18 protein-coding genes and 2 pseudogenes are annotated in these 23,760 nt (G+C 64.4%); 7 read left to right on the top strand and 13 right to left on the bottom strand.

What is annotated here, in order from left to right:
* Nucleotides 1–63 precede the first annotated feature (63 nt).
* Together BN1188_RS06500 and BN1188_RS06495 are read right to left on the bottom strand one after the other, a co-directional pair.
* On the bottom strand, nt 64–1,749 hold the full coding sequence (locus tag BN1188_RS06500; protein WP_040260635.1) for a hypothetical protein: 1,686 nt from the start codon (nt 1,747–1,749) through the stop codon (nt 64–66).
* Nucleotides 1,746–2,648: a hypothetical protein gene (locus BN1188_RS06495; protein WP_040260634.1), complete on the bottom strand. Its 903-nt coding sequence runs from the start codon at nt 2,646–2,648 to the stop codon at nt 1,746–1,748. The genes BN1188_RS06500 and BN1188_RS06495 overlap by 4 nt, the downstream gene beginning before the upstream one ends.
* A 323-nt stretch (nt 2,649–2,971) precedes the next feature.
* Between BN1188_RS06495 and BN1188_RS21915 the strand changes: the two genes are divergently transcribed.
* Nucleotides 2,972–3,433 (top strand): hypothetical protein, encoded by a 462-nt coding sequence (locus BN1188_RS21915; protein WP_232430906.1) that lies wholly within the window; start codon nt 2,972–2,974, stop codon nt 3,431–3,433.
* Nucleotides 3,434–3,446: 13 nt separating this feature from the next.
* Here BN1188_RS21915 and BN1188_RS06485 read toward each other — a convergent pair whose 3' ends face one another.
* Complete coding sequence (locus BN1188_RS06485; protein ID WP_040260633.1) at nt 3,447–5,195, bottom strand: IlvD/Edd family dehydratase; 1,749 nt, start codon at nt 5,193–5,195, stop codon at nt 3,447–3,449.
* 198 nt (nt 5,196–5,393) lie between these two features.
* On the opposite strand from BN1188_RS06485, the gene BN1188_RS06480 reads away from it, so the two are divergent.
* The 5 genes from BN1188_RS06480 to BN1188_RS06460 all read left to right on the top strand — a co-directional run bounded on the left by BN1188_RS06480 (nt 5,394) and on the right by BN1188_RS06460 (nt 9,547).
* Entirely contained in the window at nt 5,394–6,704 is a 1,311-nt protein-coding gene (locus tag BN1188_RS06480) for an MFS transporter (RefSeq protein ID WP_040260632.1), read from the top strand.
* 21 nt (nt 6,705–6,725) lie between these two features.
* Nucleotides 6,726–7,718 carry an AraD1 family protein gene (araD1, locus tag BN1188_RS06475; protein WP_040260631.1) on the top strand — a complete coding sequence of 331 codons (993 nt, stop codon included), beginning with the start codon at nt 6,726–6,728 and terminating at the stop codon, nt 7,716–7,718.
* Between the two features lie 52 nt (nt 7,719–7,770).
* Nucleotides 7,771–8,043 carry a DUF5629 family protein gene (locus BN1188_RS06470; protein ID WP_040260630.1) on the top strand — a complete coding sequence of 91 codons (273 nt, stop codon included), beginning with the start codon at nt 7,771–7,773 and terminating at the stop codon, nt 8,041–8,043.
* 65 nt (nt 8,044–8,108) lie between these two features.
* Nucleotides 8,109–9,272 carry a lactonase family protein gene (locus tag BN1188_RS06465; protein ID WP_040260629.1) on the top strand — a complete coding sequence of 388 codons (1,164 nt, stop codon included), beginning with the start codon at nt 8,109–8,111 and terminating at the stop codon, nt 9,270–9,272.
* Nucleotides 9,273–9,361: 89 nt separating this feature from the next.
* Complete coding sequence (locus tag BN1188_RS06460) at nt 9,362–9,547, top strand: hypothetical protein (RefSeq protein WP_040260628.1); 186 nt, start codon at nt 9,362–9,364, stop codon at nt 9,545–9,547.
* An 89-nt stretch (nt 9,548–9,636) separates the two neighbouring features.
* On the opposite strand, the gene BN1188_RS06455 is transcribed toward BN1188_RS06460, so the two are convergent.
* The 10 genes and pseudogenes from BN1188_RS06455 to moaA all read right to left on the bottom strand — a co-directional run bounded on the left by BN1188_RS06455 (nt 9,637) and on the right by moaA (nt 22,740).
* Nucleotides 9,637–13,272, bottom strand: coding sequence for an AAA family ATPase (locus tag BN1188_RS06455; protein ID WP_040260627.1), 3,636 nt, complete (start codon nt 13,270–13,272; stop codon nt 9,637–9,639).
* Nucleotides 13,269–14,501 carry an exonuclease SbcCD subunit D C-terminal domain-containing protein gene (locus BN1188_RS06450; RefSeq protein ID WP_040260626.1) on the bottom strand — a complete coding sequence of 411 codons (1,233 nt, stop codon included), beginning with the start codon at nt 14,499–14,501 and terminating at the stop codon, nt 13,269–13,271. The genes BN1188_RS06455 and BN1188_RS06450 overlap by 4 nt, the downstream gene beginning before the upstream one ends.
* A gap of 17 nt (nt 14,502–14,518) precedes the next feature.
* Nucleotides 14,519–16,126 carry a BatD family protein gene (locus tag BN1188_RS06445; RefSeq protein ID WP_040260625.1) on the bottom strand — a complete coding sequence of 536 codons (1,608 nt, stop codon included), beginning with the start codon at nt 16,124–16,126 and terminating at the stop codon, nt 14,519–14,521.
* 2 nt (nt 16,127–16,128) lie between these two features.
* On the bottom strand, nt 16,129–17,916 hold the full coding sequence (locus BN1188_RS06440; RefSeq protein WP_040260624.1) for a VWA domain-containing protein: 1,788 nt from the start codon (nt 17,914–17,916) through the stop codon (nt 16,129–16,131).
* A gap of 143 nt (nt 17,917–18,059) precedes the next feature.
* Nucleotides 18,060–18,335: pseudogene (locus tag BN1188_RS22245) on the bottom strand (BatB protein); the annotation flags it as partial.
* Between the two features lie 48 nt (nt 18,336–18,383).
* Nucleotides 18,384–19,181, bottom strand: a pseudogene (locus BN1188_RS22240) (VWA domain-containing protein); the annotation flags it as partial.
* Nucleotides 19,174–19,683, bottom strand: coding sequence for a DUF4381 domain-containing protein (locus tag BN1188_RS06430; protein ID WP_040260623.1), 510 nt, complete (start codon nt 19,681–19,683; stop codon nt 19,174–19,176). The pseudogene BN1188_RS22240 and the gene BN1188_RS06430, both read right to left, overlap by 8 nt.
* Nucleotides 19,680–20,639, bottom strand: a complete 960-nt coding sequence (locus tag BN1188_RS06425) for a DUF58 domain-containing protein (protein ID WP_040260622.1) — start codon at nt 20,637–20,639, stop codon at nt 19,680–19,682. The genes BN1188_RS06430 and BN1188_RS06425 overlap by 4 nt, the downstream gene beginning before the upstream one ends.
* Before the next feature lie 10 nt (nt 20,640–20,649).
* Nucleotides 20,650–21,609, bottom strand: coding sequence for an AAA family ATPase (locus BN1188_RS06420; RefSeq protein WP_040260621.1), 960 nt, complete (start codon nt 21,607–21,609; stop codon nt 20,650–20,652).
* Between the two features lie 132 nt (nt 21,610–21,741).
* Nucleotides 21,742–22,740: a GTP 3',8-cyclase MoaA gene (gene moaA, locus BN1188_RS06415; protein ID WP_040260620.1), complete on the bottom strand. Its 999-nt coding sequence runs from the start codon at nt 22,738–22,740 to the stop codon at nt 21,742–21,744.
* A gap of 349 nt (nt 22,741–23,089) precedes the next feature.
* On the opposite strand from moaA, the gene tpx reads away from it, so the two are divergent.
* Nucleotides 23,090–23,590 carry a thiol peroxidase gene (gene tpx / locus BN1188_RS06410; protein ID WP_040260619.1) on the top strand — a complete coding sequence of 167 codons (501 nt, stop codon included), beginning with the start codon at nt 23,090–23,092 and terminating at the stop codon, nt 23,588–23,590.
* Nucleotides 23,591–23,760: the final 170 nt, after the last annotated feature.

Below are 23,760 nucleotides of genomic sequence, written 5' to 3'. Positions count from 1 at the left end.
AATGCGGTGTAGGTCGGGCCTAGCCTTTCTATGGATTGAAATGATGGGATGGGTCGAGCCGTACTATGAAGATCGCTGTAATCCCGCGAGCTTCGCCAGATACCAAGTCGGTACTGGGTGACGGTGCAACCTTGCTGAAGGTGCAATTAATACTTCCCAGGGAGTGCCATGCCAAGAAAAATCTTCGGGAAGCGCGGCCTTTTCAGGTGCCTTCAGAGATGCTTCCAGCTCCTCAGCTGACGATGGCTGAAAGCCGGTAAGGCCTCGTGATATCCCAACACCATTCACGTAAGCATCGGAGCAAACCAATGTCTCCAGCGCTCTTTGGGGGTACCAGCGCTCCTTGGTCACACCTTCCAATCTCGGGATGATCTCGTCAGACAGCTGGGTGAGGCTGTCCTGATCACCCAGCACGGCTGCCATGGTTCCTAGCATTGGCACGAGCGTCGTGGTTTTGAAGAATCGTGCCTTGTCAGGCTCCTTTCCGTAGTACAACGCCAATGCGTCTTCCAGGTCATCAGTGTCTACAGGCATGACTCTGTTCTGCCTTAGAGCTGTGTCGAAGCGATCTATGCATTCCTGAAGCATAGAGCGTGCGCTGGTGTGGTCACCAGTTGCCAGGATCGCCCCCATAGCAAGCGAGAGATCGATGGCCTGTCCGTCATAGGCCGGCAGGAGACAGCCATTGTGTTCGTTGACGAGGGACACCAAACAACCATGCGCGGCCACTACGATTTTCCGATCGGACTTCAGAGTTAAGAGCAAAAGAATCGTGGTGCCCAACCGGCCCAGCTCTTCGCAGATCAAGTCCAAATAGAGCACATGATCAGGGCGGTACCGGAGGATGTTCCGGCGGTTGAGAAGTGACGGCATTACGCGTTCGTAGTACCGCAGCAGGGCATCGGCGTGGAGCTGGGCAAGCGTTTCAAATCTCTTGGTGAATTGAGCCTCATTTTGCACCCCCAGCTTGACCGATTCGCCCCACAGGCGGAGTAAGAGGTATTCACCGGCGAGAACACCTGGCTTTTGGTTGCCTTCGCTCTCGCCCCAAACCAGCAGCACTGCCCATCCCACCGCCGCCGCAGCCGCCCGTTTATAGAAGCGGTTCCGACGAGAATTGCCGGATACGTCTTGGTCATCTTCCTTGGCGCTCAAGCAATCATCGACGAACCGCACGAACCTGGAGAATGAGGCCTGCGTGTCTTCTAGGCCTGCCAGTGCTGCTCGGAGGTCAGATTTACCTTTTTCGAGCAGCAGTGCATCGTCAAAGAGGTACTTCTCAATGAACGGGCTCAGCTGATCCATACCCCAAAAATCCAGCGAACACAGGGGGGCCATCTCGGTTACTTGGGTCGACAGGGAGGCATAATCCGACTGGGCATCCTGTTTCAGAACACCGTTTGAGACAAGGACGATCCGCTTCTTGAAACCGCGCAACGCTTCGGGCAATCGGTTCCGGAGGTACTCGGTCGATGCCTGGAGGATGGACGGAAGGATTGCTTGCTGACTACCGTAGAAGTCACCTCGGCTTACGTTCCCAAATTTGATGACAAACATGAAGACTTCCGTGTCACCCTCTTCATTTTCCTTGGTGGACATCACGTCAACCCCGCCTTGGTTCACACCAACTTGGGCGCGGCTCAGCACCGAGTGGCCCATCGCCTGAAGCAAATCCGGGAGGAGGGCGTCTAACTCGTCGCGTTCGCGAAGCCCTGAAAGGTAATGGGATAAAACCAGTTGGATACTCATTGGCCGGCCACCTCCCACAGATCCGCCACCATGTGTCCATAAAGGAGAGGATCGGCGATCCAGGTCTGGGGCAGTTCCACACTCATCTCATGAGTGAACATGGGGATCATGGTCTCTACCTTTTGCTGATTGTTGTGGTGTTCCACTGCGACTTGGTTGGCGTATTTGAAATGCTCCGAAAGCATAAACATGTCGGCGAGGAAGGAATCGCCTTGCGCTCGCTCGGTGACCGCTCGTCTTTCATTTCGGCGCAGGTAGCGGAAGCTCCGGCGCATTTCCGATGACATCCGGAGCTCGACCAACTGGGGCAGCGCTTCCAAGGCATCGAGTTCAGTGGCAAGCCTTCCTGCTAGTTGCTGGGCAACCTGCGAGTCAGCAAACGGCGATGACTTTGAATCCAGAAGGCGTTTACAGGTTGCCGGGTGTTCCGTGGCTAGGAAATTGGTGACCTTGGCTATGGTGCTCGCAATCAGTTGGCTCGGAGGTAGGTCTTCGCTGATGCTCAGCGCCCATCCGAGTGAGACTGCTACCGGGACATCCAGCGCACACAACCTACGGGCTACGGTAGTGGCGCATTCTTCGGTGGTCTCGGATAGCGCAAATTTCAGTAACTCAGGCTGTTGCAGGTAGTGGACGCTAACCTCGTGGGCCAGTGCCTTGCCGAGCTTGAAATGACCCTTTGTCCCGATCCACTCACAGGCAGCCAATAAGAACAAATCCTTGGCCACGATTCGCTGAAGGACGCCCTTGGCTTCTTCGCGGAGAAACTCTGCGTCCACGCCCGAATTTTCCGCTTCCCGCCAGAGGGTGTAGAAATCCTCCAAGATGGCCGGGCCGTCCTGCTTGGCGTCGCCCTTGTACAGGCGGAGATAGAAATCGTTGAACCGCATCATGTCCATCAAAATTGGCTCCGGGGGGGCGTCGCTCGGCGGCTGTTGGCTGGCGGCTGGGTGGCTACGTAGGTGAGCAAGGGGGCGGCCAGGGAGGGCAGGTAACAGAGGGCTACTAAGATAGTAGTAGGATTGGGAGTATTTCTACTATTTTAGGGTTCAGGCTTTGCAGGGGTTGTCGGCCTGATAGTAGTTTTAGTGCGGTGCTTGCGGTGAACCGTTGCGCTGATGGAAAGGATGTTCTCCAGCCTGAATAGTCGCAGTCGGGCCGAACACAACGACGGCGAGCAAACAAGATCGTTGGTTCATTCGTGCACTAAAGAATGAGTGAAATGGAAAACGAGATTCCAGGGCGCAAGGGGCTTGCTCAGGCTGCCTTCGGGCAAGATTACCTGGGCAGGCAACGGCAGTTCACCCGCAAGAAAAAGCCGGAGAGCTGGCCGGGCTGGCGCAAGAAGGTCAAGCGCGCCGTGCGGGACGCGGAGCAGGGCATCCGCACGGCGCCGACGCCAGCACCCACCCCAACGCCGGGCGCCGAAGGCGCATCGGAGGCCAGCAGCGCCCTGCAGCCCTATGCCAGCCCGAACGGCAACAGCGGGGTGGTGGCTTATCGCATCGACGGGGACAGCATCACGCTGCGCTTTGTCGACCGCTCGACCCTTTACCTTTACGACGCCAACCGCCCGGGGCTGGCAGCGGTGTACGAGATGCAGCGCCTGGCCAAGCGGGGTACTGGCTTGACCACCTATATCAACCGGCACGTCCGTAACAACTACGCCCTGAAGTTCGGTTGAGGCAGCTACTGCCTCAGTGCGAGTGCCGCGGCACCTCTGATCCCCGGCAGCCTACCAGGAAATCGAAGTCACAGCCTTGGTCGGCCTGCATGACATGGTCGATGTAGAGCTGACGGTAGCCGCCGGGGATTAGGTTGCTTGTCGCCGGCTGCCAGTCCGCCAGCCGAGCGGCGAGCTCTTCATCGCTGATGTCCAGATGCAAGCGGCCGCTGGCGCAATCGAGCTCGATCCAGTCGCCCTCGCGCACAGCCGCCAGGGGCCCGCCTGCGGCCGCTTCGGGAGCCACATGCAAGACCACAGTGCCATAGGCCGTGCCACTCATGCGGGCGTCTGAAATGCGCACCATGTCGGTCACGCCCTTGGCCAGCAGCTTGGCGGGCAGGCCCATGTTGCCCACCTCGGCCATGCCGGGGTAACCCTTGGGCCCGCAATTCTTCATCACCAGGATGGAATCGGCGTCCACATCCAGATCCGGGTCGTTGATCCGCGCCTTGTACATCTCGAAGTTTTCGAAAACCACGGCGCGCCCACGGTGTTGCATCAGCGCCGGCGTGGCCGCCGAAGGCTTGAGCACCGCGCCATTGGGAGCCAGGTTTCCACGTAGCACGCAAATGCCGCCGTCAGCGACCAAGGGATTATCGATGGCCCGGATCACTTCATCCTGGCCATAGATAGGCGCGGCTTTCACATTCTCCCAGAGCGACCTGCCATTGACGGTCAGGGCGTCGGGGTGGGGCAGCAGATTATGCTCGCCGAGGCGGCGCAGCACCGCGGGCAGCCCGCCGGCATAGTAGAACTCTTCCATCAGGAAGCGGCCCGAGGGCTGCAAGTCCACCAGGGTGGGGGTACCTCGACCGATACGCGTCCAATCGTCCAGTTCCAGATCCACGCCCATGCGTCCGGCAATGGCTTTAAGATGGATGACCGCATTGGTGGAGCCGCCAATGGCGGCATTGATGCGGATGGCGTTTTCGAAAGCCTCCCGGGTCAGAACCTTCGACAAGCGCAAGTCTTCCTTGACCATTTCCACGGCGCGCATGCCGGACATATGCGCCAGTACATAGCGCCGCGAGTCCACCGCGGGAATGGCGGCGTTATGAGGCAGGGAAACCCCCAGGGACTCGGCCATGCAGGCCATGGTCGAGGCGGTGCCCATGGTGTTGCAGGTACCCGCCGAGCGGGACATGCCGGCCTCGGCGGAAAGAAACTCATCCAGGCCGATGAGGCCGCCCTTGTAGGCTTCGTGCATCTGCCAGACGATGGTGCCGGCGCCGATGTCCCGGCCATTGTGCTTGCCGTTGAGCATAGGCCCGCCGGTGACCACTATGGCCGGCACGTCGCAACTGGCGGCGCCCATCAATAGGGCAGGGGTGGTCTTGTCGCAACCGGTGAGCAGCACCACGCCGTCGACCGGATTGCCGCGAATGGCTTCCTCTACGTCCATGCTTGCCAGGTTACGGGTGAGCATGGCGGTGGGGCGCAGGTTCGACTCGCCATTGGAAAACACCGGAAACTCGACCGGAAAGCCGCCGGCCTCGAGCACGCCGCGCTTCACATGCTCGGCGATCTGACGGAAGTGGGCATTGCAGGGAGTGAGCTCGGACCAGGTATTGCAGATGCCGATGATAGGCTTGCCATGGAACTGGTGATCGGCAATGCCCTGATTCTTCATCCAGCTGCGGTACATGAAGCCGTTCTTGTCGTTGGTCCCGAACCATTGGGCCGAGCGCAGGGTGGGTTTTTTGTCAGGCGTATCAGACATGGCGGGCTCTCTTATTGTAAGACTAATGATGGCGCGTGCATCTAAAATAGGCGCAGTCACGGCTAATTGGAAGATCTTGTTGCTCAAATAGTAATACTATATAGTCCAGCGACATCTAAGAGGGGCGTTGGCCATGGCTTCCGGCCGAAGCCCCGCCCTAGACAGGTTCATAACAACAACAGACCTGGAGACCGCCTCATGAGCCAGGAACTCGGGCTTATACGCCGCATCACCTTCAAGCTGATTCCGTTCCTTGTCCTGCTGTACCTGATTGCCTACGTGGACCGCTCCGCGGTGGGCTTCGCCAAGCTCCACATGGGGGCAGACGTCGGCATCGGGGATGCCGCCTATGGCATGGGTGCCGGGCTGTTCTTCATCGGTTACTTCCTGCTGGAAATTCCGAGCAACCTGATGCTGGAGCGCTTCGGCGCGCGTCGCTGGTTCGCCCGAATCATGCTTACGTGGGGCGCCATCACCATCGGCATGGCGTTCATCCAGGGGCCGACCAGCTTCTATGTCATGCGCTTCCTGCTCGGCGCCGCCGAGGCAGGGTTCTTCCCTGGCGTGCTCTATTACATTACCCAATGGTTTCCGGTCCGCCACCGCGGCAAGATCCTGGGGCTGTTCATCCTTTCCCAGCCTATCGCCATGATGATCACCGGCCCGGTTTCCGGCGGCCTGTTGGGGCTGGACGGGGTGCTGGGCCTGCATGGCTGGCAGTGGCTGTTCATCGTCATCGGCTTACCGGCGATCCTGCTGACTTGGCCGGTATTGCGTTGGCTGCCGGACGGCCCAGGGCAGGTGACCTGGCTCAGCGACGCTGAGAAGGCCTGGCTGGCGGCCGAACTGGACAAGGATCTGCGCGAGTTCGGACAAACCCGCCACGGCAACCCCTTGCATGCGCTCAAGGACTTCCGGGTACTGCTGCTAGCGCTGTTCTACCTGCCGGTTACGCTGAGTATCTACGGCCTGGGCCTGTGGTTGCCCACCTTGATCAAGCAGTTCGGCGGCAGTGACCTGACAACGGGCTTCATTTCGGCGGTGCCCTATGTGTTCGGCATCATTGGCCTGCTGATCGTGCCGCGCAGCTCGGACCGCCTCAATGATCGCTATGGCCATCTCGCCGTGCTTTATGTGCTCGGGGCCGCCGGCCTGTTCGGCGCGGCCTGGCTGGCCGGCCCGGCCCTGCAACTGGCGGCCCTGTGCCTGGTGGCGTTCTCGCTGTTCTCCTGCACGGCCGTGTTCTGGACATTGCCGGGTCGCTTCTTCGCTGGCGCCAGCGCCGCGGCAGGCATTGCCTTGATCAACTCGGTCGGCAACCTGGGCGGCTACCTGGGCCCCTTCGTGGTGGGCGCGCTGAAAGAGGCCACCGGCCAACTCGCCAGCGGCCTTTATTTCCTCACCGGCGTCATGCTGTTTGGCCTGGCGCTGACGTTCATCGTGTACCGGGTGCTGGAGAAGCGCCATGCCTTGCCCGCGGAAAAATTCGCCGCCAGCGCCCGTTCCTGACCTGCCAGAGAGAGCCTCACCATGCGTCTAGTACAAGTGCAAACCGCTGATGGCAACCGCCACGTCGGCCTGGTCGAAGAACAACAGGTCCAGTTGCTGCTGGGCGTCGCCAGCACCCGCGAGCTGGCCTTGCAGGCTATCGACGAGGGACGTGACCTGGCAACCCAGGTTGACCGCTACCGTCGAGGCGAACGGCTGGACTACCGGGAACTGCTCGAAGAGCAGCGTATCCTGTCGCCCCTGGATCATCCTGACACTGCCCACGTGCTGGTGACCGGTACCGGACTGACTCACCTGGGCAGTGCCTCCACCCGGGACAAGATGCACCAGCAAGCTCAGGACGACAGCGCCATCACCGACAGCATGAAGGTGTTCAAGTGGGGCGTGGAGGGCGGCAAGCCGCCGGCGGGCCAGGCAGGCGTGCAGCCGGAATGGTTCTACAAGGGTGACGGCAGCATTTTGGTACGCCCGGGCGCTGCCTTCCCGCTTCCGCCCTTCGCCGAGGACGCTGGCGAGGAACCGGAATTGGCCGGTCTGTACGTGATCGGCCCGGACCACCGGCCGTATCGCCTGGGTTACGCGTTGGGCAACGAGTTCTCCGATCATGTGATGGAGCGCAAGAACTACCTCTACCTGGCCCATTCGAAGCTGCGCGCCTGCTCGTTCGGCCCCGAGCTGCGCGTTGGCCCGCTACCCGAGCATCTGGCCGGGACCAGTCGCATTCACCGGGACGGCAAGGTGCTATGGGAGAAAGAGTTTCTCAGCGGCGCGGCCAATATGTGCCACAGCTTCGAGAATCTGGAATATCACCACTTCAAGTACGCGCAGTTCCTCAGGCCAGGCGACGTGCATGTGCACTTCTTCGGCACGGCAACGCTATCCTTCGCTGACGGCATCGCCGCGCGCCCCGGTGACCGCTTCGAAATCGACCTGGATGCCTTCGGCGCGCCCCTGGTCAATGGGATCGTCCCGGCCGAGGCCGTGTTCCACCCAGGCGGCGTGAAGGTTTTGTAACTCGCCGGCACCACGGGGGTAGAATGCCGCCTTTTACCTCTGTGGAGCTTCCATGAGCCTATCCCTGGCCCAAGCGCTGGAAAGCGCTGACATGCTCGTCATCGACGAGCTCTACTGTTTCGAATTCGGCCTGGCCGATGACGGGCTCAGCTTGCTGTGCATGGACGGGCGAACGGAACGGCGCTGGCATTTCGACCTCCAAGCGGTTGCCGCCGCAAGCTTCGACGGTGAACAGGACTGCTGGAAGATTGCCGCGGCAGGTGTCGAACACCGGCTGCGCTTGCTCAGTGCCTTTTCCGCCGACGAAGATGATGACCAAGAATAAGATTCGCTAGCCGTCTGGGCTTCAACTTTTGCGCGCGTGTACGGTCTTCACGAGAGGATTAATTCATGCTGCGAGTACTGATGTCGCTTACCCTTGCCGGCGCCGCCCTGGGCGCCCCACTGGCCCAGGCCAGCTCCTATGACCTCCTGGTTGGAACCTATACCCAAGGCGCGAGCCAAGGCCTTTACCGCCTGACCTTCGACAGTGACAGTGGCCAGATAGCCAGGGCACCCGCGCAGGTGGTAAAGGCAGACAACCCGTCCTGGCTGACACTCAACAAGGCTCAGGACCGACTGTACGTGGTCAATGAAAATGGACCCGGGCAGAAAGACACGATAGGCCGGGTCAGCAGCTACCGTATTGACCCGGCCACCCATGAACTGACCTTGATCAACCAGGTCGAGACCCGTGGGGAGGAGCCGACCCACTCCAGCCTCAGCGCGGACGAGCGTTTTCTCTTCGTTTCCAACTATGCGGTACAGCCGAACCCCGGCGGCAGCCTGGCGGTGCTACCCGTGGAGCGAGACGGGCGGCTGGGCGAGGTGGTCCAGCAGCTCAGCCACGCTCCCAGCAAGGTGAACGCCGAGCGCCAGGCCAGTGGGCATGTGCATTCGGTCGTCAGCAACCAGGGTTTTGTCTACGCCAACGATCTGGGCGCCGACAAGGTTTTCATCTATCGCTACCAGCCTGACGCCAAGGTGCCCCTGAGCCCCGCCAGCCCAGCGGCTGTTACCTTGCCGCCTGGCAGTGGTCCGCGCCACCTGCTGTTCGACCGCAGTGGCGAACGTGCCTGGCTCACCCTGGAGATGCCCGCTCAGGTAGCAAGCTTCAGTTGGCAGGCCGGCAACCTGGTGCGCACGCAGTTGCAAGACCTGGCTCCCGGGGTGACCCCCGCGATCGGTGCGGGGGCCGGCCTTCACTTGTCAGCGGATGGCAAGTTCCTCTATGTCAGCAACCGCGGCAGTGTCAACGAGCTGGTGGTTTATGCCGTGGACCAGGCCGGTGGGCTAAAGCCCATCCAGCGGCGGTCAGTGGAAGGGGACCACCCGCGGGAGTTCAGCCTCGATCCGACCGGCCGTTTCGTGCTGATCGCCAACCAGAAAAGCAATGAAATCGTGGTGGTGGCCCGAGACGTCCGTACGGGGCAATTGTTGGCTACCGTGCAGCGTTACGCCATCGATGCGCCTTCGGACGTGAAATTCATTGGGGCTTCGCATCAATCCCGGTAATAACCGCTAATGGCCCAATGAATTTCAGCGGGCCCGCTTCGGGGAGTAAGTTGGCTTCACAGTCACTTACTTCCCGGAGGAACGCCATCATGAACTTCAATCTTTTCTCTGTTATCGCCGCATCCGCTATCTCCGCTTCGGTCGCCTTGCCAGCCGGCGCCAGCGGCCAAGCCGACAAGAACGGAGCGTCCACCCAGAGCTATACCCAGCAGTACTTGCGCAAAAGCGCCCATTTCTACGCTGCCCTCAGTCACAAGGTCGGCGACGCTCAGTAAACCCCGGGGGGGCCCTGCAGGCGTCAGCGACGCTGCAACGCTGCCCTGATCGCGAGCCGAGCGGCGGGCGCCTGAGTGGCAGCCGCCGTTCAGGGCACCACCCGTACCTCGCTCAAGCCATTACCCTGACGCTGCACCTGAATCTGCACCGGGATGCGCTCGTGCATTTCCTGCACGTGGGAAATGACCGCCACCTTGCGACCTTGGGCTTGCAGGTTATCGAGGGCGTCCATGGCCAATTGCAGTGATTCGGGGTCCAGACTGCCGAAGCCCTCGTCGATGAACAAGGATTCGATCTTCAAGCTGCTCGATGCCATGGAGGCCAGGCCCAGCGCCAGTGCCAGGGAAACCAGGAAGGTTTCGCCGCCACTCAGGGAATGGACCGAACGCACTTCATCCCCCATTTCGGTATCTACCACGAGTAGCCCGAGTGCACTGCCGCCACGCTTGAGCCGGTAGCGACGGGCCAGTTGCAGCAGCTGCGCGTTGGCGTGGCGGACAAGCAAGTCAAGGTTGTAGGCCTGGGCGATCTTGCGTAGCCGATCACCTTCGGCCGAACCGATCAGGGCCGATAGGCGCGCCCAGCGCGTATGTTCAGCCTGGGCGTGGGCAAGCTGCGCGGCGAGCGCATCCCGGGCCTGTCGGCGCTGATCGTCTTCCAATTGCGCGGCACGCAACTCGGCGCATTGTTGCTCCTGCAACTGGCAGGTGCTTTCGATTTCAACGAGTGCCGCGGCCAAGTCTTCGGCGGGCCGGCTGGCCGTGGGCGCCTGCCCTTGATGCGCCTGGACGCGCGCCTGGCGCTCGGCAAGCACAGCCTGAGCCTGTTCCAGCGACCGCTGGGCCTGGCCCAGCCTTGCCTGCATGGCCTCGATGTCGGCTTCGCCCAATGTCAGTAAATGCGCCAGGGTCGAATCGTCCAGGGTTGGATGCCCGGCGCGCCAGCTTGCCAGCCGCTGGGTCAGCTCCGCGTATTCGGCTTCGTTGGCGGTCAGTTGCTCTTCGAGGCTTCGCGCCTGGGCCTGGGCTTGCAGAGCTTGGTCGCGCGCCAGTTGCAGCGCTTGATTGGCCTGCGCCTGGGCATCCCGTGCCTGAGTCACGGCTGTGTCCAGCTGCGCCTGCCAGGCCGTCACGCTCGCATGAGGCGCCAGCTGCTCGGCCAGCGTCTTGCGCAGCGCTTCCAGGCGCTTCTGGGCCTGGTCAACGGCGATGCGCTGTTCCCGCGCCTGCTCGCCCAGCAGGACGAGCTGGGCCTGCGCCACCTGGATATGCTGGGCTCGTTGGCTTTGACTAAGGCTCTGTGCCTGATGCTGTTCTTCCAGGCTCAAGCGTTCAGCCAGGGTACGTTCCAGCGTCTCGCGCGCTTGAACCGGCTCTGCCCTCAGGGCCGCAAGGGTAGCGGCCGGAAGCAGGCTACCGAACCCGTCCAGCTCATCCTCGAAGCGTTGCCGCTCACGCTCGAGCGATGCCTGGTGCTCACGCCACTGTGCAGCCGCCTCGTCGCTGCGCTGCTGCGCCTGGCGCAGCTGTTGCTGCAGCTGCGTTGCGTCGGCCTGGGCGGCGAGCAACGCTTGGAGTTGCTCTTCATCGCGGGAAATCTGTTCGCGCAACCGGGCTACGGCGTCGTTGAGCCAGGCCTGGCGCCGGGGCTCGGGTATCGCCAGCAGTTCGTCCTGGCGCGCAAGCGTTCCCAAGGCATCCAGCGCGGCGGTCAGTTGAGCCTGCTCGCGCTGTTGCTGCTCATGCAAGGCTTTCAGCCGGTCGTTGAGGCCGCGCACCTCGGCACGCAGCTCGGCCAGCTGTTCGGCAAGCGCATTGACCCGCGCCTGGGCCGTTTCGATTTCGGCCAGGTCCTGTGCTTCCAGCGTCTGCAGCGCGACTTCGGCGCTGGTTGCCGTCTCGCCGGGGTGATCCTCGCTGCCGCACACTGGGCAGGGTGCGCCCGGCAGGAGACCGGCGCGAAGCCGTGCCAGATGCTGCCGCTCCAGTACCTGCGTGGTCACGTCCAGGGCCTGGCTGGCTCTTTCGTGTTCCGCCTTGGCAGCCTGGCCTTGCTCGATGCAAGTCTGGCGCTTCCTGGTCAAATCCTGCTGTTGCGCCGCCAGGTCCGCCAGCCGCTCTTGCGCCTGGGCACAGCGGCGCCAATGCTCATCCAGCGAGGTCAGGGCATGCAGGCCGTCGCGGTCGTCGCGTAGCAGATCGGTCAATAGCTTGAGTCGCTCGCCCAGGTCCTCGGTGCCGCCGAGCCGGGCCGCCAGTTCGTGCAAGCGAGCCTGGAGGTCAGCCTGGACCTGGCTCGCCCGTTCCGCGTCCTGCTTCAGCGGCGAGGCTTTGGCCTGGAGTTCGCTGACCCGCTGGGCTGCCTCCACGGCCTGGCGCAGCCGCGGCTGGTAGGCGGTCCAGGCACTGGCCAGGCGGGCCAGCCCGGCGCTTGCCTCCAGGCGCGCCTGTACCGCATGCAGCACCGTATCTCCCTTGGCCTGTGCCTGTTCTAGCGCGGTCAGCGCCGTGCGCCCGGCCTCGAAATCCCGCTCCACCTGGGCCCATTGCGTCTGGCGCGGCGCAAGCTCCTGTTCCAATAGCTGCAGGGTGGCTTGCAGGTCCTGGGCCTGGCGCAAGGCGGGCGCGGCCTCGGCCTGAGCCTCGGTCGCCCGCTGCAAGCGAGCCGTGGCTTCGGCGGCCTTTCCCTGCTCGGCTTCACTGGCCTGCTCGGCGGCAGCCCTGGCTGTCAGGGCCTCGTTGCGCGCCTCGGCCAGTTTCTGGTGATGTACACCCAAGCGACGGCTTTGCTCGAGCACGGCTCTTTGGGGCGCCAGAGCCTGCAGCAGCGCGAGCGTTTGACGCTCCCCCTCCTGCTGTTGCCATTGATGCTGGGCTTGAGCCACGGCCTCGGTGGCGGCATGGGCCTGCGCCAGCAACAGCTCGGTCTCCAACTGGTGCTGTCGCTGGACCTGAAGCATTCGCCGCTCTTCCTGACAGCCGCTCAGGGTTGTCCGGGCCATGACGAGGCGCTCGTCCAGGTCCCGGCGACTGTGTTCATCCAGGGCTTGGATCGCGCCATTCTGAGCCTGCAGGTTTTCCAATTGCTGGCGCGCACTCCGTGCCTTGTCGTAGGCACGGCGGCCAAGGCGGCTGTAGAGCGCGGTGTCGGTAAGCTTCTCCAGCAGTTCACTGCGCTCGTTGTCATTGGCCTTGAGGAAAGCGCTGAACTCGCTCTGGGCCAACAGCACGGCGCGGGTGAACTGCTCGAAATTCAGCCCCAGGCGCGCTTCCAGCAGTGGTCGGTACTCGTTCTTCTGGGTCGCCAGCAGGCGGTCGCTGTCGAGGTCCAACAGGCTTTGCCGGCTCGGCTGCAGCTTGGCTCCAGCCTTGTCCCGGGCGCGGTTGGCTTCCCAACGGGCCCGGTAGCGCACCCCGTCCACCCCAAGGAAGTCCACTTCGGCAAAGCCTGCGCCGGCCCCGCGGCGCAGCAGGTTGCGCGCATCCCAGATGGCAATTTCGCCGTCGGCGTCGGGTACCTTGGCGTCCCGGGCAGTGGCCCCGAGCCGGGGCACCGCGCCGAACAACGCCAGGCAGAGGGCATCCAGCAGGGTGCTCTTGCCCGCGCCGGTGGGGCCAGTGATCGCGAACAGACCGGCGCTGGCCAGGGGTTCGGTGGTGAAATCAAGAACTACGGGCCCGGCCAGGGAAGCCAGATTCCGCAGTCGAATGGCAAGAATCTTCAAGGCTGGTGCTCCGTCTGCTCTTCCTGCAGCAAAGTCAGGAAGTCTGCCAGGGTGGCGTCATCCACCTGGCTTGCGTATTGCTCTTCCCAGGCGCGGCTGAATACCTGCTCCGGGCTGAGCTGTTCCAACTGCTCCAGGGGGCCTTCGGAACCGCCAGCGCTCCGGCCCTGGTACTCGACCGCGATGCGCACCAGGCGCGCGGCCTTGCCATTCAACGCCGCCTCTACCCGGGCGCGCAGTTCGGGCTGGGGTTCATTCAGGGTTACCCGCACTTCCAGCCAGGGATGTTGCACCACCTCGGCGAGCAGGTCAGGCTGGGGTAGCGCGGCCAGCCGCGCCAGTACTTCATCGAGCGGGGCCGGGCCGACCCGTAGCAGGTCCACCGCCCGTGGAACCCGGTGCGGCTGTACCTGCTCCAGGCGGTCGCCGACGAAATCCACCTGCAGCACCTGATGGGGGTAGTCCACTTCTGAGAAAGACAATGGAATGGGCGAACCACTGTAGCGCAGTCGCTGCTCGCCGTTGACCTGCTGCGGCTTGTGCAGGTGCCCCAGGGCAACGTAATTCACGCTGTCGTCGAACAGGTTGGCCGGCAGCGCTTCGGCGTGGCCAATGACCAGGCTGCGCTCGGAGTCCAGGGAAACCGCGCCGCCAGCCATGTGTGCATGGCTGATCGCAATCAGCGGCTGGCCGGGGGCGCGGCGTGCATTGGCCGCGGCGATAAGGCGCCGGTGCACCAGGGCGATGCCGCTCAGGTAGTTCTCACCCAGATGAGGCCCGGTGACCTCCGCCGGGCGCAGGAAGGGCAGCGCCAGGCACCAGCCGGCGATAGCGCCATTGGCACCTGGCAAGGGGATGAGCAACCGTTCGCAATCGAGCTGGCCATCGTCCAGCCAGAGCACGCGTCCCAGGGCGTGGGTGCGCAGGCGACGCATGAGCGGGGCGGGCAATTCGATGCGCGAGCCAGAATCATGATTGCCGGCGATCATCACGATGGTCAGGGAGGGCAGGGCCTCGTGGGCGCTGACGATGAAGTCGTAGAGCCGCTCCTGGGCCTTGAGCGGCGGGTTCACGGTATCGAAGATGTCGCCGGCGATCAGCAGGGCGTCTGGTACCAGCGCCTGGATGCGAGCCAGTAGCCAGCGCAGAAAGGCCTGGTGTTCATAGTCGCGGTCCTGGCCATGGAGGCTCTGCCCCAGGTGCCAGTCGGAAGTGTGCAGCAAGCGCATTGGCGGGCCTCGAGAAACTATTTGGGGTAGAGCGGCGGCAGGCTTTCCTCGGCCCCTGCGGGGCGGCCACCATTGGGTAGGCTACTGACGGCCTGCCACAGGCGCCGGCCTTGCCAGTAGCGCCCGGCTTCGCTGTAGAGCGCGCCGTTGAGGCCATCAAGCGCATCGGACAGCGGCGGATGGCGCACGGCCATCTGCGCCAGGGTCTCGGACTGTTGACGCGCCCAGGCATCCAGCGCCTGGCGCGACGACTGCGGATCATTGTTCAGGCAGGCTCGCTTGAGGTCGTCGAGCAGGCCGCGAGCGCTGGGGCCGGCGGCTGCAAGCCGAGCCACCGCCGGCCGGGAGCGGGCCCGCCACCACAGGCCGAAGCCGAGCAGCGTGGTGAGCGACAATAGCGCGGTTGCCAGTTGCCACGGCCACAACGGGCCCGGCAGGGCGCGCCCCGGCAGCGAAGTAACGCTGGCTGGCTCGGCCGCCGGCTGGACTTCGAACGCACGGGCGGGGAGGCTGGTATGCTCCAGATGATCTTCCCGGGTATTCCACCAGACGATGTCCACGGCAGGCAGCTCGCTGCGGCCAGGCCGGCTGGGCACCAGGGCCTCGCGCTCCTGTCGGCTTCCCACCAGTCCGCGCTCGGTGTGCTGGTCGTCCAGCCGCGGCTGGTCGGGGTAGCGACGCATTGCATCCACGGCGCCATCGGGCAGCGGTGGAAGCTGCGCGCTGGAGAGCCCGTCGGCCTCGAGCGTCAGGGTGCGCGTCAGGGATTGCCCCACCGAGGCCGTCTCCGGAGCAGGGTTCCAGGTTTCGCTCAGGCTCAGGCTGCGGGCCGGCAGCCAGGCCGCGTCGGCCGGGTAAAGGCCGGGCTTGGGCAACACCTTCAGGCTCAGGCTCGCCGAAGCGACCCGCACCTGAGTGCCAGGGCGAGGACGCCCATTGTCATCGCTGGCCACCGTGGTGGCAGTGAACATCAACGCGGGCAGGACAAGCTCCCCACTGCGTTGCGGATAAAGGGCATAGCGGGTTTCGATGACCCCATGGCGCACCCCATTGATTACCTTCTCGTAGGTGCGCCGTGGGCCCAGCGGCTCTACCCGGGCGTCACTGAGTTCAGGCGGGGCGAACAGGCTGTCATCGTACAGGGCCACGCTGTGATAGACACGCAGGGTCAGAACCGCCTGGGCCTGCACATACACCTGCTCCTGGTCCAGGCTGGCCTCGATGAATACCGGAGCAGCACTGGCTGAGGTGGCCGCCGGGGCGTCCAACACCTGCACCACGATAGGCTGGCTGCGCAGCTCGCCGACCTGCAGCGCCGGAATGGTCAGGGTCCCACTGCCAAGCGCGACCAGGGAAACGATCCAGCGGGTACTGGCAGCCCGGTCGTCGGCAATGCTGGCTGGTCGGTTTACCTGGCGAACATCGCCAACGTGAAAGTCCGCTTCCAGGGGCGCGGTGTCCGGCCGGCCGAACAGGGTCACGTCACCGGTTTCAAGGCTTAGCTCGAAGGATTCGCCCACCGCCAGGCGAGCGCGGTCCACGCTGGCGACCAGTACCGCAGCCACTGCCGGGAGCGGCAGCGCCAGCGCTAGCACGCTTAGAAGAAAGGCGTAGAGCCGACTCATCACTATTGTTCCTGCCGTTGTCGCTGTTCATACCAGAATTTGCGCCGGAGCAATTCTGACGGATCGTCCGGTATCTGTCGCAGCCATTGCTCCAGCGATTGCCGGGCTTCGTCTTCCGGGTAGCGCTCCAGCACCGGGCCGTTGTTCTGGGATGCGCTCGCCTCTAGAGCGCCAGTGTGGTTGCCAAGGTGGTCGTCTTTATTGCCATCGACGGTGGCACTGGGCGCTGGGGAGGTAGCAGTCGAGGCTGGGCTGTCCGTGGTCGTCGTGGCTGGGTGAGCTGACGGCATGGCCGCCGATGGAACGCCCGGACCCGGTGACGGCCCACTGGGAGAGCTAGAGGCAGCCGGTGGTTCTTTCGCTGGCGCCGAAGGGGCGGAGGGCGGTGTACCAGGTACCGACGCCTGCCGCGCTTGCAGCATGGACCTGACCAGGGCCTGGTTGTCACGGGCGATGGACAGGGCGGGGTCGCGTTCCAGTGCCTGCTCGTAAGCATCGAGCGCGCTTTCCAGCTTCCCGGACAGCGCCAGTGCGTTGCCACGGTTGTAATGGTCGGCTGCGCTGTCGCCCTGGGCGAAGCGCTTGGCCGCCTCGGCGTATTGTTGGGCCCGATAGAGGGCCACGCCCTGCCAGCGAGGGTCGCTGAACCGCGCGGCCGCTTCGTCTGGCGCTCGAGTGAGCAGACGCTGGCCCTGCTGGTCCGGACGCAACCAGAAGTCGGCCAGGCTGAAGGCATAGACCGGCGAAGGCGCTGCGCCCAAGGCCAGCCAGAGGGGTAGGCACAGCAGCCAGCCACGTCGTCCGGCCAGAGCGGCGAGCCCCAGCAAGGGCAAGAGCAGCCAATACCCCTGGTCGGCCCAACGGTCCGATGGGCTTGCCAGTGCCGCGTCGGCACCGAACGAACTGTGACCGCCATCGAGCATGCCCAGGGCGTGCAGGTCATGGCTGTCGATCCGCGCTGTCTCATAGCGGCCATGGGCACTGGCCGCGGTGGCCGTCAAGGCATCCACGTCGAGGCGGGCGAGGGCGATACCACCACGGGGGTCCTTGAGCAGTTCACCGTTTTCCTGCGGCACCACGGCACCTTCCGGGGTGCCGACACCCAGTATGAGCAGAGGCGGCGCCCGTCGGCCCAGCCAATGATCGATGCCGGCACGCTCCTCGTCGTTCAGGCTGGAAGCGATCAACAGCAGGCGGCCCGGCCCCTGGCCGGCCTGGGCCAGCAGGTCCAGGCCCTGGCGCACGGCCAGGTCGGCGCGCTGCCCGGGTTCAGGCATGAGGGAAGGCTTCAAGGCCTCGAGCAGGTTGGCGCTGGTGGCCTGATCATCGGACAGCGGCACCAGGGTATGCGCACTGCCGGCATAGACGACGATGGCCGTCTGCGCCTCGGCGCGACGCTGCAGCACATCCAGTATCTTGCGTCGCGCCTGGCTCAGGCGGTCTGGCGAGACGTCCCGGGCGAGCATGTCGGGCGTCAGCGCAAGCAGGATCACCAAGGGATCGTCAGGGCGCTGGCTCAGTGGCTGGTCCCGCTGCCAGCCCGGCCCCGCGAGGGCCAGCCCTGCCAACACGGCCGCCATGGCGAGCAGTACCCGCGGCCAGTGCTGAGCCCGAGCCTGGCTGCCGCGCAAAAGCGTGCCGTGAAAAGCCCGCGGCAATAGCGCCTGCCAGCGCCCGCTGCGGCGTCTGCGCAGCCACAGGCCCCAGCACAGCCAGGCAAGCAGCGGCCAGGCAAAGAACCAGCCTGGCCGTGACCAGTGCGGCAAGCATGCAAGCAAGGCGTCGATCATGGGCGGCGCCTCAGCCGATCCAGGCGAGCGCGAAGGGCGGCCAAGGCGGGCAACAGGGGCGCGACCCAGGGCAGGCGTCGGGCGAGGGGGAGCAGCCGTTGGATCATCAAGGCGGCGGTAGCCAGCACGGCCGCTGCCAGGGGCCAGTGATACAGTTCCTGGATAGGTCGTACTCGGGTGGGCTGCTGGTTGACCGGCTCCAGTCGGTCAAGGGCCTGGCCGATGGCATCGAGTTCGCGTCCGTCGCGAGCGCGGAAATACTCGCCGCCCGTAGCGCTGGCGATCGCCTGCAACGCGGCTTCGTCCAGATCATTCCGCGGGCTGACGCCCAGCGGCGGGCCAGCCGCCGCTGCCGTCGGGTCCGCGCCGATGCCGATGGCATGGATGCGCACCTGCTCGGCGGCGGCCAGGCGGGCGGGGGGGCGGGGGGGAAAATGGCCCCCCGTTTTTTCCCCCCCCGGGGGCCCCCCCCCCCCCCGGCCGGCCGCCCGCCCGGGCCCCCCGCGGCTCAATTCTCCCGGGGGGTGGCCCCCGGGGGGGGGCCCGCCCGCCGCTGCGGTGGGGCCCGCGCCGAGGCCGAGGGCAGGGATGCGCCCCTGCGCGGCGGCGGCGGGGGGGGCGGGGGTCGGGGGCAAAATGTGCCCGCCGTTGTTTGCCCCGTCGGTGACCAGCACCAGCACGCGGCTGTCAGCCGGCCGGGCCCGCAGGCGCTTGATCGCCAGCCCGATGGCGTCACCGACGGCGGTAGTCTGGCCGGCGATGCCCACCTGGGCTTCGTCGAGCCAGGTGCGTACCGTGCGCCGGTCGAAGGTGAGCGGTGCTTGCAGGTAAGCCTGGGTGCCGAAGAGAATCAAGCCCACCCGGTCCCCTTGGCGTGCTTCAAGGAAATCGCCAAGAAGATGCTTGACCAGGCTCAGGCGGCTTACGCTTTCCCCATGCCATTGCATGTCGGGGTAATCCATGGAGCCGGAAACATCCACTGCCACCATCAGGTCGCGTCCCGTGGCCGGCATGGGCAACGGTGGCCCCAGCCACTGAGGGCGGGCGCACGCGAACACCAGGCAGAACCACACCAGCGCGTAGGGCAGTTGCTGACGCCAGCCGGGCAGGCCACGGCTGACGCGGCCCTGGCTGAGAGCGGCCAGTTCGTCAAGGAAACCGACCTGCAGCACCTGCTCGCCGGTTTCCGCTGGCGGCAAGGCTCGCCGTAGCACCCAGGGCAGTGGCAGCAGCAGGAAGATCAGCGGCCAGGCGAACTCAAGCATGCTTGCGAATCCAAGTATCCACGGCCTGGTAGAGACCCTGGATCGCCTTGTCATCGAGCCTGCATTCGGGCCGGTAGACCCCCTCCACCAGGATCATCCAGCGTGTAAGGCCTGCTGCCGGGCAGCGATTGTCCAGGAACGCCAGCCAGGTCCGACCGTTGAGGGTATGGCTGTTGGCGTTGGGGTAGTGGTTGCGGCAGATGCGTTTGAGCAGGGCGTTGAGCTGGGCCAGCCAGGCACCGGCTGGGGCGCCGTCATAGGGACGCGGCATCAGCGCCAGCTCGGCCAAGGCTTCCAGGCGCACCGGGTCGATGCCCGGGTCGTTGAGGGGGGCCGGCTGGGCGGGCTCATCCACTGCCGGGGCGGGGCGACGGTACCAACGCAGGGCGGCGGCCAGGGTCAACAGCAACGCGACCGCGAGCAGCCACCAACCGGGCGCTGGGGGCCAGAAGGGCACCGGCGCCGGCTCGATCAAGGGATGCAGGCGGTCCAGGGGGGTCATGGGGCAGTCCCGGCCCAGGCACCCGGGCGTGGGCGGCTACTGGTGTATTCACGCAATTGATCGACCGGGTCGGCCTGGGTGCTGAGCGGCAGCACCAGAACGCCAAGCTTCTGCGCCAGCCGCTGCCAGCGGCCGCGTCGGCGTTGTGCCGAGGCCTTGTAGACGCGCAGCAGCTCAGCGTCATTGGTGTCCACTTCCAGCTGCGCGCTGCCCAGACCGAAGCGCAACAAGCCGGCGGCTGGCAAGGCGTGGTCCATGGGATCGCTGATCGGCAACAGCACCAGGTCGCAGTGTCGTGACAGCAGGCTCAACTGCTGCTCGGCCGCGTCGCTCAGCGCTCGTTCATCGCAGATCACGATGGCTAGGCTGCCAGGGCGCAGCACTTCCCGGGCCCGGCGCAACGCGCTGCCCAAGGGGTCCGAAGCGGGGCGGGCATCGGTGGTGAGCGCGGCATTGACTCGAACCAGGCGGTTGAGCAGTTGCAACAGGCTTTGCTTGCTGCGCCGTGGCTTGATTTCGTAGTGATCCAGGTCTCCGAACACCAGCCCGCCTACCCGGTCGTTATGCTCCAGGGTCGCCCAGCCGAACAGGGCGGCAATCTGCGCGGCCAGGGTGGACTTGAAAGCTCGGGCCGAGCCGAAGAACAACTGCCGGCTCTGCTCTACCAGAATGAAGATCGGCCGCTCACGCTCTTCATGGAACAGTTTGGTGTGAGGCTCCTGGGTGCGCGCGGTGACGCGCCAGTCGATGTTGCGTACATCGTCCCCGGCCTGGTAGACCCGCACCTGATCGAAATCCACCCCGCGGCCGCGCAGCTTGGAGTGGTGCAGGCCGATCAGCGGGCTGCGCTGGCCAGGGCGCGAAAACAGCTGGACCTCGCGCACCCGGTGACGCATTTCGATCAGTTCGGCCAGGCTTACGGCGATGGTGGGCGCGGCCCGGGCAAGGCTCTTCATGGGGCTGACCCTAGGCCACGGCCACGACGTCGAGGATGCGCTGGATGACCCGATCCTGGTCGACCCCCGCGGCCTCGGCCTCGAAGGACAGGATGATGCGATGACGCAGCACGTCGAAGATCATGGCCTGGATGTCCTCGGGGCTGACGAAGTCGCGCCCGGCCAGCCAGGCATGGGCCCGGGCGCAGCGGTCCAGGGATATCGAGCCGCGCGGGCTGGCGCCGTAGGCCAGCCATTCGGCCAGCTCGGCGTCATATTTGGCCGGCGCGCGCGTGGCCATCACCAGCTGGACCAGGTATTCCTCCACGGCATCGGCCATGTACAAGCCGAGTATCTCCTTGCGTGCTGCGAAGATCGCCTGCTGGCTCACCCGGCGTTCCGGCTTGGCTTCGCCGTGAAGCGCCTCGCCACGGGCCTGCTGGAGGATCTTGCGCTCCACCGAAGCGTCCGGGAAGCCAATCTTCACGTGCATCAGGAAACGATCGAGCTGCGCTTCGGGCAAAGGGTAGGTGCCTTCCTGCTCGATGGGGTTCTGGGTAGCCATCACCAGGAACAGCGGGGACAGGTCATACGTACTGCGGCCCACGCTCACCTGCCGCTCCGCCATGGCCTCCAGCAGCGCCGACTGTACCTTGGCCGGAGCCCGGTTGATTTCATCTGCCAGCACCAGGTTGTGGAAGATCGGCCCTTGCTGGAACACGAAGCTGCCGGTTTCGGGTCGGTAGATTTCCGTGCCGGTGATGTCCGCCGGAAGCAGGTCGGGAGTGAACTGGATGCGATGGAACTGCGCCTCGACGCCCTCGGCCAGCTCCTTGATCGCCTTGGTCTTGGCCAACCCGGGCGCGCCTTCCACCAGCATGTGGCCGTCAGCCAGGAGCACGATCAACAACCGGTCGATGAGTTTGTCCTGGCCGAGAATCTGGGTGGAGAGAAAGCTGCGCAGCGCGATGAGCGCTTCACGATGTTCCATCGATGAGTACCTGGGTGGCCGCCGGAAAAGCTGGCGTAACGGGCGAGGCCTTGGCCTCGAGGGCCACTATTTTAATGCATGGCGCGGGGGAAAGGTATTCCGTTGCGCTTGCCGGGCAGCGCTCTGCGGGGCTCAGCCGCCGGTCATGTTCATGAAGCGCACTACCTGTACCTGGTCATCCAGCCTGAAATCATGCCGTGCCGGCTTGATCGCCATGGCCTCGATGATGGCGCGTTCCAAACGCTCCGGCTGGCCGGGATGGGCACGGAGCATGGCCTTCAGGTCGACCGAGTGTTCGTTGCCCAGGCAGAGTAGCAGACGGCCTTCCACGGTGAGGCGGACACGGTTGCAGGTGGCACAGAAGTTGTGGCTGTGTGGCGAGATGAAGCCGATCCGGATATCCGGGGCCTGGGCCAGGCGCCAATAGCGGGATGGGCCATGGGTGGTGTCCGTTGCAGGCACCAGGGTGTAGCGTTCGGCGATGCGCTCGCGCACCTGCTCGCTGGAAAAAAAGGCTTCGGCCCGGCTGTGCTCGGTGATCACGCCCAGGGGCATTTCCTCGATGAAGCTGATATCCAGCCCGCGGTCGATGGCGAAGGCGACCAGGTCGTTGATTTCGTCATCGTTGCGCCCTTTCATCACCACGCAGTTGAGCTTCGTATGGGTGAAGCCCGCCGCGTTCGCCGCGTCTATACCGGCGACCACCTGGGCCAGGTCGCCAGTGCGGGTGAGCTGCCGGAAACGCTCCGGGTTCAGGCTGTCCAGGCTGATATTGAGGCGGGCGAGGCCGGCTTCGCGCAAGGGGGCGGCCAGGCGCGCCAGCTGCGAACCGTTGGTGGTCATGCACAGTTCTTCGAGGCCGGGGAGGGCGGCGATTCGTGCGCAAAGGTCGACCACCCCCGCGCGTACCAGCGGCTCGCCTCCCGTAAGGCGGATCTTGCGCGTGCCCAGAGCCACGAAGGCCCGCGCCATCTCATGCAGCTCTTCGAGGGTGAGGATGCGCTGGCGCGGCAGGAAGGTCATGTCTTCGGCCATGCAGTACACGCAGCGGAAATCGCAGCGGTCGGTCACTGACATCCGCAGATAGTCGACCCGTCTCGCAAAACCGTCGGTCAGATGCCGCTGCGCCATTGAGGCCTCATGAATGATGTTTCGGTTGCGCTGGCTTGACAGGCTGCCCGTAAGGTACTCCCTGACAAGCCGGAAAGATGCCCAGCCACGATGTCACGGTCAGGCCCGCGCCAGACCGTCTGTGGACCTCAGGCACGTTAAGACCGATACCGCTTACCGTCCAATCGCTTGTAGCGATCATCTCATAGACCTTATCAATGGAAGCCGGTTCGTCTTTGCTGAGCCCGGCCATCAAGGCTGGCTCGGTATAGTCGCACGCCATGGATTTTGATACGCATGGCACATGGTTCCGCCTAGCGATTCGTGCTTAACTCGCGACTTCTGTTAAACCGATAGAAGGAATCGCTCCATGGCTCAAGTGACCCTCAAAGGCAACCCGGTCCGCATCGACGGCCAGCTTCCGCAGCCAGGCAACACCGCGCCCGCTTTCTCCCTGGTTGGCGGTGACCTGAGCGACAAGTCCCTTGAGAGCTTCGCCGGCAAGCGCAAGGTACTGAACATCTTCCCCAGCGTGGATACCCCTACCTGTGCCACCTCCGTGCGCAAGTTCAATGCTGAGGCCAGCAAGCTCAGCGATACGGTGGTGCTATGCATCTCGGCGGACTTGCCCTTCGCCCAGAGCCGCTTCTGCGGCGCCGAGGGCTTGGAGAACGTAGTCAACCTGTCCACATTGCGCGGCCGCGAGTTCATCGAAGCCTATGGGGTGGCCATTGCCGAGGGCCCGCTCAAGGGGCTGACCGCCCGCGCCGTGGTGGTGCTGGACGAGCAGAACAAGGTCCTGCACAGCGAACTGGTGTCGGAAATCGGTCAGGAGCCCAACTACGACGCGGCTCTGGCGGTATTGAAGTAAGCTTTTCCTCCGGCGCGCCGCGGTCGTGGTGCGCCCTTCCCTCGGTGTCATCTGAAGTGTGTCGGTTTGGTAACACCCTGTTGCCAATACGTAAAAGACCGGTAAATGCGCTTTGCGAATGGCGCCGCAGTGCTTATCGTTCAGCCTCCCGAAGGAAAGCTGAGCCGCGC

Origin of the sequence: Pseudomonas massiliensis (assembly GCF_000826105.1) — a bacterium.
Classification (GTDB): Bacteria; Pseudomonadota; Gammaproteobacteria; order Pseudomonadales; family Pseudomonadaceae; genus Aquipseudomonas; species Aquipseudomonas massiliensis.
Note: the sequence above shows the minus strand (reverse complement) of the source record. Positions and strands in the feature narration are given on the sequence as shown.